Source organism: Microcystis sp. M53602_WE12 (assembly GCF_030065455.1).
GTDB classification, from domain to species: Bacteria; Cyanobacteriota; Cyanobacteriia; order Cyanobacteriales; family Microcystaceae; genus Microcystis; species Microcystis aeruginosa.
On the sequence record NZ_JASJFB010000164.1, the window covers coordinates 23,987 to 35,270 of the forward strand.

General features: G+C 45.1%; 11 protein-coding genes. 6 read left to right on the forward strand and 5 right to left on the reverse strand.

Annotated features, from left to right (window positions below; all coding sequences use genetic code 11):
- Positions 1–43 precede the first annotated feature (43 nt).
- The 4 genes from purB to PX482_RS06455 all read right to left on the reverse strand — a co-directional run bounded on the left by purB (position 44) and on the right by PX482_RS06455 (position 4,091).
- A complete protein-coding gene (gene purB / locus PX482_RS06440; protein WP_002757956.1) occupies positions 44–1,339 on the reverse strand; it encodes an adenylosuccinate lyase in 1,296 nt (431 codons plus the stop codon).
- A gap of 283 nt (positions 1,340–1,622) precedes the next feature.
- Entirely contained in the window at positions 1,623–2,957 is a 1,335-nt protein-coding gene (locus tag PX482_RS06445) for an FAD-binding oxidoreductase (RefSeq protein ID WP_288122212.1), read from the reverse strand.
- Between the two features lie 397 nt (positions 2,958–3,354).
- On the reverse strand, positions 3,355–3,474 hold the full coding sequence (locus tag PX482_RS06450; RefSeq protein WP_002737284.1) for a photosystem II protein Y: 120 nt from the start codon (positions 3,472–3,474) through the stop codon (positions 3,355–3,357).
- A 65-nt stretch (positions 3,475–3,539) separates the two neighbouring features.
- On the reverse strand, positions 3,540–4,091 hold the full coding sequence (locus PX482_RS06455; RefSeq protein WP_002786047.1) for a gamma carbonic anhydrase family protein: 552 nt from the start codon (positions 4,089–4,091) through the stop codon (positions 3,540–3,542).
- Positions 4,092–4,199: 108 nt separating this feature from the next.
- Here PX482_RS06455 and PX482_RS06460 point away from each other — a divergent pair, with 108 nt between their 5' ends.
- Positions 4,200–4,715 (forward strand): TIGR02652 family protein, encoded by a 516-nt coding sequence (locus PX482_RS06460; RefSeq protein WP_043998928.1) that lies wholly within the window; start codon positions 4,200–4,202, stop codon positions 4,713–4,715.
- On the opposite strand, the gene PX482_RS06465 is transcribed toward PX482_RS06460, so the two are convergent.
- Positions 4,716–4,898, reverse strand: coding sequence for a hypothetical protein (locus tag PX482_RS06465; protein WP_288093778.1), 183 nt, complete (start codon positions 4,896–4,898; stop codon positions 4,716–4,718). It lies immediately after the preceding gene.
- A 17-nt stretch (positions 4,899–4,915) separates the two neighbouring features.
- On the opposite strand from PX482_RS06465, the gene PX482_RS06470 reads away from it, so the two are divergent.
- The 5 genes from PX482_RS06470 (at position 4,916) to PX482_RS06490 (ending at position 11,108) form a co-directional block, all read left to right on the forward strand.
- Entirely contained in the window at positions 4,916–5,413 is a 498-nt protein-coding gene (locus PX482_RS06470; RefSeq protein ID WP_043998929.1) for a VOC family protein, read from the forward strand.
- A gap of 130 nt (positions 5,414–5,543) precedes the next feature.
- Complete coding sequence (gene glpX, locus PX482_RS06475) at positions 5,544–6,581, forward strand: class II fructose-bisphosphatase (RefSeq protein ID WP_272076437.1); 1,038 nt, start codon at positions 5,544–5,546, stop codon at positions 6,579–6,581.
- Between the two features lie 184 nt (positions 6,582–6,765).
- Positions 6,766–8,052, forward strand: coding sequence for a glutamyl-tRNA reductase (locus PX482_RS06480; RefSeq protein ID WP_002798508.1), 1,287 nt, complete (start codon positions 6,766–6,768; stop codon positions 8,050–8,052).
- Positions 8,053–8,407: 355 nt separating this feature from the next.
- On the forward strand, positions 8,408–10,807 hold the full coding sequence (locus PX482_RS06485) for a BsuBI/PstI family type II restriction endonuclease (protein WP_223212968.1): 2,400 nt from the start codon (positions 8,408–8,410) through the stop codon (positions 10,805–10,807).
- Between the two features lie 154 nt (positions 10,808–10,961).
- Positions 10,962–11,108, forward strand: a complete 147-nt coding sequence (locus tag PX482_RS06490; protein WP_288026152.1) for a hypothetical protein — start codon at positions 10,962–10,964, stop codon at positions 11,106–11,108.
- Positions 11,109–11,284 lie beyond the last annotated feature (176 nt).

Below are 11,284 nucleotides of genomic sequence, written 5' to 3' on the forward strand. Positions count from 1 at the left end.
TCTAAAGCAACAAGCTAGTGGTTAGCTGATCACTGAAAGCTCCTTAAATATCTAACCTTTGGTAGATGCTATTAAGGTGATTTAAGTGCTGCTGGGGATCAAAGCAACTTTCGATCTCGTCGGGGGATAAAATGCCAGTAACTCGCTCATCTTGGCTGATAAAAGCTTTAAAATTGCCGTTATCGGTGTTCCAAGCGCGATGGGCGTTTTCTTGGACGATTTTATAGGCAGATTCCCGGCTAATTCCCTTACTCACTAAAGTTAAAAGAACTCTTTGACTGAAAATCACGCCACCGTAAACATTCATATTTCGCTTCATGTTTTCGGGATACACCAGCAGATTTTTGACTAAATCGGTGATTTCCTTGAGCATAAAGTGGGTCAAAATGCAAACATCCGGCAGCATCACCCGTTCTACGGAACTATGGGAAATATCTCTTTCGTGCCAGAGGGCGATATTTTCTAAGGCGGAAACGCTATGACTACGGATAATTCTCGCCATTCCCGTTAAGCGTTCTGAGCGGATGGGATTACGTTTATGGGGCATAGCGGAGGAGCCTTTTTGTCCTTTGGAAAAGTATTCTTCCACTTCTAGGACATCGGTTCTTTGCAGGTTGCGAATCTCCACGGCAAAACGTTCGATCGAAGCCGCTAATAAGGCTAATTGTTGCACATAATCGGCGTGTCGATCGCGCGATATCACTTGAGTGGCAGCGGTATCCGGTTCTAATCCTAACTTCTGACAGGTTAACGCCTCAATTTTCGGGTCAATATTGGCATAGGTTCCCACTGCACCGGATATTTTACCGATGGCGATGTCTTGGCGCAAGCGAATTAAACGATCGCGTCCCCGTAGCACTTCCGCTAACCATCCCGCTAGTTTAAAGCCAAAGGTGATCGGTTCGGCGTGAATGCCGTGGGAACGTCCCACCATGACTGTATAACGGTGTTCTTGGGCGCGATAACGCAGGGCTTGGATAAAATCTTCTAATTGTTCTAAAATCAGGTTTAAACTGGCGACTAATTGTAAGGACAGGGCGGTATCTAGTACATCAGAACTGGTTAAACCTAAATGAATATAACGCCCCGGCTCGCCCACATATTCGTTAACATTTGTTAAAAAGGCGATGACATCGTGGCGCACTTCTGCTTCTATTTCTAAAATGCGATCAGGATCAAAATTAGCTTTTGCCTTAATTTCTTCTACTGCATCCCCGGGAATATAGCCTAATTCTGCCTGCGCTTCACAGACGGCTATCTCTACCTCTAGCCATGTTTGATATTTATATCTATCCGTCCACAAATTCCCCATCGCAGGGAGAGTATAACGCTCGATCACTATTAATTCTTCCAAGACAACCGTTTAATTGTATCGGATCGGGGCAAGTCCGGGAATAGGCAGGGGGCAGCGGGGAGTTTTGTTTTCCCCACTCCCTTTTTAGCGGTTAGTGTTTTAGGTTCGATCCCCCCTGCCCCCCTTGATAAGGGGGGTGCCGATCCCCCCTGCCCCCCTTGATAAGGGGGGTGCCGATCCCCCCTTAATCCCCCCTTAATAAGGGGGGCATCTGATAATTTTTAACGCCTACCTACTTATCTTGTTTAATTTAGCTTGAATTGAACCCCTAACCCCTTGCTTCAACCCATGCTCGCATTTTACCCGGATTGTTCAATCCGTAGGGATCGACGAGTTGTTTAAATTCTAGTTGTAGCGGATTAATCTGTCTGCTGCCGCCATCTTCCATGATATAAGTGTGAGGATTGGCAATGGCTGCCCCCTGTTGTTCATAGATAGCAATAATCTCATTTAATCGAGTTTCTGTGGTAAATTCTAGCAAGGGAAGACCGGCGGGAATAACTTTACCTTGAAATTTCAAAAATTCTAGGTGCATCATTATTTCCTCCCCAAAATAATTATGGAGTTTCTCTACCGTGGCTAGATTAAAATAAAAAGCTTGTAGATAAGTTATCTTGGGGTTACAACTACGCGCATGGAGAGTGGTATGATTCCAAGTAAATTCTAAGATACTGTTGCCTTTTTGGGTTTCTTCTGGCGTTTTATAGTAAGTAAGTTCACCATTATATTCTTGAATTAAAGACTCTAATGCAACTCGATCGCTGTCCGATACTATTAACAAAACTGCCGCTTTTCCTGTGGGTAAATAATCCTTAAGAGCAGTAAAATAAGCGGGAATTGGCCAAGAGTGAACACTAACCATTTTCTTGACAATGCCATCACTATCACTGAGAGCTTGACCGAATTTAGCGGCGGTGATAAAATCGGCAAAAGTAACGATAAATTCTGCCCAAGGATAACAGGGAGCGAGGGCTATTTCTAACTCGGTAATAATGCCATTGGTTCCGTAGGCATGATTGACTTTTTCTACCTCATCCCCCCGTAGTTCGATAATTTTTGGTTCCGCTTCTAGGGTGACTAATTGCACTGCTTGCAGATTGCCTCTATCCTTCAATTGTCCATAATTAATTGAACCCATGCCCACACTGCCACCCCCGATAAAACCGCCAATTGTCGCCGTCCGATAGGTAGAGGGAGCCATTCTTAATTCCCAACCGATTGCGCGAGCTTGTTTATCAAAAAATGCCATTTTTACCCCCGCTTCTACCCGGGCTGTACCCGGTTCGATCGAGATAATTTTTGTTAGTTTCGTTGTGTCTAAAATTACTCCGCCCTGCAAGGGAACACATTGACCATAATTACCTGTACCCGCACCTCTAACTGTTAAAGGAATTTGGTATTTAACGCAGGTTTTAGCGATGTCAATAACTTCTTGGCTATTGTGGGGACGAATGACTAAATCAGCCCGTTTATCTTGCAGTTGTGCCTCTAAAATGGGACTAAAATGATAATAATCTAAGGAAAGTTTCGCCACTTGCCCCGGATCGGTGATAATTTCTAGATGGGAAAGCTCTTGAATGAGATTTTGACAATTAGATTTCATGGTTAGGTATTAGTGTAAAATTAGTTTCCTAGTCGAGATGACAATTCAGTTATCAGTTATCAGTTATCAGTTATCATTCATAATTCATAATTCATAATTCCCCCATTTCCCCATCATCTTACACCCTACACCCATCACCCTACACCCTACACCCATCACCCTACACCCTACACCCTACACCCCACACCCTACACCCTACACCCATCACCCCACACCCTACACCCCACACCCCACACCCCACACCCCACACCCTACACCCTACACCCTACACCCCACACCCTACACCCTACACCCCACTTCCCCACACCCCATCACCCCAATCAGCGATCGCCCCATCAGGAAAAATTAAAAACCGACCGCCTAGGCGATCGGTTTTACTAAGAACTATAAACTTTTATTAACTTTGTTTGCTGAGAAACTGTTGAGCTTGTCTAATAGCGGCAGCGCCGATATTGAAGAAAGCCCAGCCACCAGCAATAAGCAAAGGGGTTAAAACGATCAACACTCTCCAGTCCATAGATTTCCTTCTCCTCGGTCAGTGCTTAAAAGATTGTTACTTGATTCTCATTTTATATTTATACCCTAAACCGCCCCTTTTGGGAATCCAGTATCAGTACCTTTTCCCCCATGAACGAGGGCAAGTTTAGCATAGCGCTCGGCGTGTTCGATCAACTCTTGAGCCTCCTGTGGCGACACTTCCCGGACGCGTTTAGCGGGAATACCCACCACTAAAGATCGCGGTGGTATATCTTTTGTCACAATACTACCCGCCCCGACAATACTACCCGCCCCGACGCGCACACCATCGAGAATCACTGCCCCAATGCCGATTAAACAACCGCGTTCAATATGGGCTGCGTGAATTACCGCCCGATGCCCGATGGTAACGTAATCTTCAAGGATAGTAATTTTGCCCGGATCTCCGTGTAGGATCGCCCCATCTTGGATATTAGTATAGGCCCCAATTTCGATGCGTTCCACGTCGGCACGCAATACCGCCCCATACCAAACACTCACCCCCACAGCTAGGGAAATATCGCCCATTACCGTGGCATTAGGGGCAATAAAAGCCGCTTGACTGACATCGACAAGGGGCCAGAAATTAGAAGTTGATCTTAAGTTATCTAAAGACATGGAAGGATCTGCACTAAAGTCGGAAGAGAATACCCGTCCAATTTGGTTGGGTATAATATGGATAGGCTTATTGGTACAAAGATAACAATTTTTAGTTTAGGTTCTTCCATGATCAATGCAAGTTTACAATACCCTGTTTTTGGCCCCGATATCCATTGTCCTCACTGTCGGCAGCTAATCCCCGCCCTTACTTTGACGGATACCTATTTGTGTCCGCGTCATGGAGCTTTTGAAGCCGATCCCAAAACGGGTGAGTTGGTTCACTTGCAGTCAGGACGGCATTGGCGACTCTGGAATGGTGAGTGGTATCGTCAACACACTCACCCCGATGGTATTCGTTTTGAGATTCACGAAGCACTTGATCGCCTCTATACCCAAGGATTTAAAGCGACTAAAGTGATTATTGCCAACCGTTATCGCGATTTAGTTAGTTCCTACCTAGAACGTAACACTACTTGGCGCGGTAATGAACCGGGTGAAGCCACTATTCCCCGTCTCTACGGTTTACCAGTAGAATTTAGCCCCAATGCCCCCGATGAACCCTGTTGGGATGTAATTAATTTTGATCTGGAAAAAGAACCGGGGGTTCCCAAACGTTATCCCTATTTTCGTCTTTTTGATTAATCAATAGCCATCGGGAGTCAGGAGACAGAAGACAGGAGACAGGAGACAGGAGACAGGAGGCAGGAGATTATTTTTATTTACTCTCCCCGCTTCCCCGCTTCCCCACTTCCCCACTTCCCCACTTCCCCGCTTCCCCACTTCCCCACTTCCCCACTTCCCCACTTCCCCACTTCCCCACTTCATAATTCTTTCTCCTGAAAATGCACCATGCTTCTATCCGCACCGCTAATATCCATCGGGCGATCGCTTTTTACCAACTTCTCGGTTTTACCCTAGAGGAAAGATTCACCACGGGTTATACTTTGGCCTGTTGGCTAACGGGGTTAAACGGACGCATCGAATTAATCCAAATTCCTCAACCGAAACCCGCCCCCGATGCCTTTAGCGATCAGCATTATGTCGGTTATTATCACTTGTCTTTTGACCTAACAGAAAATGTCAGCAATTTACCAGAATGGTTAGAAAAATTAACAAATAACTTTCAGCAAGCTCATCAAGAGGATGCCGGTTTATATCAACCTTTAAAAATTCTTTTGCCACCCCAACAACAGATGATCGGCGATCACGTCTATGAAGTCACCTTTATTGCCGACACAGACGGTTTACCCCTGGAATTTATCCGTCGTTTAACGCCGAAATCAGCGATCCAGGTCTCCATAACCGAGATGGAGGCGACAGTGCCGGCAAAAACTCCCTAGCTATACCGGTCTCCTCCAGATGATCTACATAAAAACTTAAGAATGATCCCCGTCTGGTGATAGACTTTTGACTGTTAAGGAAACAAACTCACTAGATAAATCATAGATCAGCTGTAGGGAGGATCATCGAGTGGAAAGTACGCTAGGGTTAGAAATTATCGAAGTAGTCGAACAGGCTGCCATTGCTTCCTCCAAGTGGATGGGTAAAGGCGAAAAAAATATCGCTGATCACGTCGCTGTGGAAGCGATGCGCGAACGGATGAATAAAATCCATATGCGCGGTCGCATCGTTATTGGAGAAGGGGAAAGAGACGAGGCTCCTATGCTTTATATTGGCGAAGAAGTGGGTATCTGTACCCAAGTTGATGCCAAACAATATTGTAATCCCGACGAATTAGTCGAAATCGATATCGCCGTCGATCCCTGCGAAGGCACTAACTTGGTCGCCTACGGTCAAAATGGTTCTATGGCCGTGTTAGCTATCTCCGAAAAAGGTGGGTTATTCGCCGCTCCTGACTTTTATATGAAAAAATTAGCCGCTCCCCCAGCAGCTAAAGGTCATGTGGATATTAATAAATCGGCGACGGAAAACCTGAAAGTCCTTTCCGATTGTCTCAATCGTTCGATCGAAGAACTGGTGGTAGTAGTTATGGATCGTCCCCGTCACAAGGAATTAATCCAAGAAATCCGCAACGCTGGGGCCAGAGTTCGTCTGATCAGCGATGGTGACGTATCGGCCGCTATTTCCTGCGCTTTTTCGGGAACTAATATTCATGCTCTCATGGGTATCGGTGCCGCTCCGGAAGGGGTAATCTCGGCGGCGGCTATGCGTTGTCTAGGCGGTCACTTCCAGGGACAATTAATCTATGATCCCGAAGTGGTCAAAACCGGTTTAATCGGCGAAAGCCGCGAGGGTAATCTCGCTCGTCTGCAAGAAATGGGCATCACTAATCCCGATCGCGTTTACGGTTGCGAAGAATTAGCCAGTGGCGAAACCGTCCTCTTTGCCGCCTGTGGGATCACCCCCGGCACCCTGATGGAAGGGGTACGCTTCTTCCATGGTGGCGCTCGTACCCAAAGCTTGGTTATCTCCACCCAATCGAAAACCGCTCGCTTTGTTGATACCGTTCACCTGTTCGACCGACCCAAATACATTCAACTGAGATAATTCCCTGACCCGGTGGGGTGGGCATGGCTCACCTCGCCCCCATTGGTAAAAATATATAAAGTTTTTTTTCAAACATCTTTTATTTGCATCCCGATTGGGACTAAATTGCAACAATTAGAGACATAACGCACTGATCTTTATCAATAATTTTTGTAGCCTGAGCAACATTTGTAGGAGAACATAAATGAATATTGCTGTAGTGGGCTTGAGTCACAAGACAGCCCCTGTGGAAATTCGCGAAAAATTGAGTATCCCGGAAGCGAAAATCGAGTCCGCCCTTACCCACCTCAAGGGTTATCCCCACATCCAAGAGGTGGCGATTATCAGCACCTGTAACCGTTTGGAGATCTACGCCGTGGTTACGGATACGGAAAAGGGCGTGGTGGAAATTACCCAGTTTCTCGCTGAAATCGGGCATATTCCCCTTAATGTCCTGCGTCGTTACCTGTTTACCCTGCTGCATCAGGATGCTGTCCGTCATCTGCTGCGGGTGTCGGCCGGTTTAGAAAGTCTTGTCCTCGGTGAAGGGCAAATTCTCGCTCAAGTTAAAAATACCCATAAATTAGCTCAAAAGTACAATACTATTAGTCAATTACTCGATCGCCTGTTTAAACAAGCGATGACTGCCGGTAAACGCGTCCGCACGGAAACCAGCATCGGCACGGGAGCCGTATCGATCAGTTCGGCGGCGGTGGAGTTAGCCCATGCTAAGGTGGCAGACCTCAGCAGCAAGAAAATCGCTATTATCGGGGCAGGGAAAATGTCCCGATTATTAGTTACTCACCTTCTGGCTAAGGGTTCTCAGCAAATTGCGATCGTCAATCGCTCCCAAAGACGGGCCCAGGAGTTGGCCCGTGAATTTCCTCACCTACCGCTGCAACTATATGGCTTAGAAGAGATGATGACTACCGTAGCGGCATCGGATATCGTCTTTACCAGTACCGGAGCCACGGAACCAATTTTAACTAAAACTTTATTGACAGAAGTGACGATTTCTGCTAACTCGCTGATGTTAATCGATATTTCTGTTCCCCGCAACGTCCATACCGACGTGAAGGAATTGGCACAAGTGCAAGCTTTTAACGTCGATGATCTCAAAGCGGTGGTTGCCGCCAATCAGGAAAGTCGCCGTCAGATGGCCAGGGAAGCAGAGGCACTCCTAGAGCAGGAAGTGGAAGCTTTCGAGCTTTGGTGGCGTTCTTTGGACACTGTACCGACAATTAGCTGTTTAAGAAGCAAAATTGAAGATATTCGCGAACAGGAATTAGAAAAGGCCCTCTCCCGTTTGGGGACGGAATTCGCCGAAAAACACCAAGAAGTTATCGAAGCAATGACCCGCGGTATCGTTAATAAAATCCTTCACGAACCCATGGTACAACTGCGCGCCCAACAGGATATCGAAGCGCGTAAGCGCTGTTTACAATCCCTGCAAATGCTCTTTAACCTCAGTGTCGGGGAGGAATATAGTTAGGGACTGGTAATCCACAAAAATTAAGGGCGATTCTATGGGTCTGTTAAGGTGATTTTGAGGGATTGGGAGCGAATAATTTGGCAGCATTCCCCTATCCACAATTTCAAGATTGACAGACCAATAGACTTTTGGCTGTGGAAATGCGGTAATTATGCCCAAATTGAGGGGGTGTTTAACTGATGGAAGTGGGATAGAGGAGGGTGTGGGACCGCAGGGAGCGGTATAATTGATAGTTAGGTGTACCGGGAAGGAGTTCTGTGGTATTGATTCATAACTGCTACTAGATGACCAGATGGCAACGTTCCTTACTGATTCTGCTGATATAGCCAGAGTCTACTACTCTTCAAGATTGAACTTGAAACAGCGTAGTCAGTTGGGTCAGTTCTTGACCCCCGCAACTGTTGCGCGTTTCATGGCAGGACAATTCAACAACCTGTCTGGTCATATTCACCTTCTAGATGCTGGGGCTGGAATTGGAACTTTAACTGCTGCTGTAGTAGAGCGGTTACTGGCAAACCCCGATCAGGTTAGTAGTTGCAGCATTACAGCATATGAAGTCGAACCAGTCTTCTTCCCCTCGCTAAATCAAACCCTCACAGAATGCTGTGCCGCTTTGAACGGAAAAGGAATTCAAGCAGATTATTGCTTGCGGGGGGAGAATTTCATCAAAGCTAGTAGTGAAATGAACTTGCCACTCTTTAAGAAGGTAGTTCCAGGCTTTACTCATGCGATTCTGAATCCACCTTATAAGAAGATTCACAGCCAATCAGCAGAAAAGAAAGTTCTTGCAAGTATTGGGATTGATACTGTAAATCTCTACAGCGCATTTGTTTGGCTTGCCATCGTACAACTTATAGACGATGGCGAAGTGGTTGCGATTACGCCGAGAAGTTTTTGCAATGGCAAGTATTTTCGCCCTTTCCGAAAAGCCTTCCTAGAATATATGAAACTAGATAAAATCCATATATTTGAGAGTAGATCAGCAACCTTCTCAGAAGATGAGGTATTACAGGAAAATATTATTTTTCACGCCCTAAGATCTAAACAAAAACCTAGCACTGTAAAAATAACCAGTAATTCTGAGATGGCATTAGACGAGATTTCAGAATCTAGATATACCCCCTATGACGAAGTGATTGAGCCGAATGATTCTGAACAGTTTATTCATATTGTTACAAATTCTCTCAAGAATTCCTTGAGAGTTCAAATGAATAAAATGCCCTGTACATTGGATGAGATAGGCTTAGAAGTTTCCACTGGTCCAGTTGTTGATTTTCGCCTGAAATCGTCTTTAAGAAACCATTTGAGTGATAGAACTGTTCCCCTACTTTATCCAGAATCTGTAAAAGTAAGGAAAGTAGTGTTTCCTCCTGATAATCCCCGCAAGCCCATTGCGGTAGAAAAAAATAACGAAACAGAAAAATGGTTAATTGAGCCTGGCTGGTATGTTTTGACAAAACGTTTTTCATCCAAAGAAGAAAAGCGTCGTGTTGTTGCTGCTGTGTGTTCTCCTATTGGTTCAAAATCTCTAGGTGTCGAAAATCATCTTAATTATTATCATGCTAAAGGCAGAGGAATGCCTCCTGATGTAGCTAAAGGGTTAGCCGCATTTCTTAATTCAACTTTATTTGATAGCTACTTTCGTCAATTTAGTGGAAATACACAAGTCAATGCTACCGACCTTCGTAGGGTTAAGTATCCATGTAAAAATGACTTAATCCAAATAGGAGTTCAAGTTGGGGACAATGACTTAAACCAAGAAGAAATCGATCAAGTTGTACATGAAGTTCTATCAATTATGGATGAAGCAAGTGCCGCAGTTCAAGCAAACAAACGAATCGAAGAAGCACTGACAATTCTCAAGGCTATCTCTGCTCCTAGAGCGCAACAGAATGAAAGGTCTGCACTATGCTTACTTGCGTTAGCAGATATTCAACCTGATAAACCCTGGAGCCAAGCTACTGCACCAAAACGCGGAATTACAGAAATGATGGATTGGTTCCGTGATCATTACGGAAAACAATATGCACCAAACACACGCGAAACTGTTCGAAAACAGACAATGCATCAATTTGTGCAGATGGGACTGGTGGTTCAGAATCCAGACAAACCAGACCGACCAATTAATAGCCCTAGGTGGTGCTACCAACTTGATCGGCAAGCGTTATCACTGCTTCAAGTTTATGGCTCTGAGCAGTGGGAAGAAGCTCGTAGAAATTATGCGGTTTCAGTGACTAATTGGTTGCAAGCCAGGAATCGAAATCTGCCCATGATTCCTATAACCTTACCCGATGGTCGGGCGATTCAGCTTTCATCAGGTGGGCAAAATATTTTAATTAAAGACATCTTAGAAAGCTTTTGTCCAAGATTTACGCCAGGGGGCGTAGTTCTATATATTGGCGATGCTGGTGATAAATTTATAATCAACGAAACACAAAAATTCCGAGAAATGGGGATTGAATTAGATCCTCACGGGAAAATGCCTGATCTTGTTATCTATCATAGATACCAAGATTGGCTTGTCCTTATAGAAGCGGTGACGAGTCATGGTCCAGTGAATTTGAAACGCCACAATGAACTAAAGCAACTTTTTCAATTAAGCTGTAAGGGTCTTGTCTTTGTTACTGCTTTTCCCAGTCGTAGGGAAATGACTCGTTATCTTGCTGAAATTTCCTGGGAAACAGAAGTTTGGGTAGCTGATCAGCCCGATCACATGATTCACTTCAATGGAGAGAGATTCCTAGGTCCATATTAGAACCCAGAAAAGCGTTCTTAAAGATATCAGTTGTGAAAGTACACCTAACTTCACCGTTAGGTGGCTTAGGTTTTCTGGCTCTTCGGTTTGTGTTATGCAATGGACGGGGGTTATAAGGGATGGAACCCTTATATAGAAAGGCATTTAGCGATTTTTGTCAATTGTTTTTGATCTAGAGCGAACTAATCAATTAAGTCTCTTACCAGATAAGGATTTAGTCGATTTATGTCCCCCTATCGAACCATACCAAGTAACGAAGAACCGGTTTTCTATTGGGACAGTGCTTCTAGGTTATTTTTGATCCTAAATCCTGTTTTGCAAAGCTGATAACAATCAATCATCGGAAATTTTGGGTCTGAAACCCCGCCGTTCTAGGTTGGCTTTACGTTAGAATTAAAAGGCCAGTCTCGAAAACCAAGTGGACGGCGCAGCACCTTGAAAACTCGGCTTAGGGGGTTCCGACCAGAAAAGCTTGGC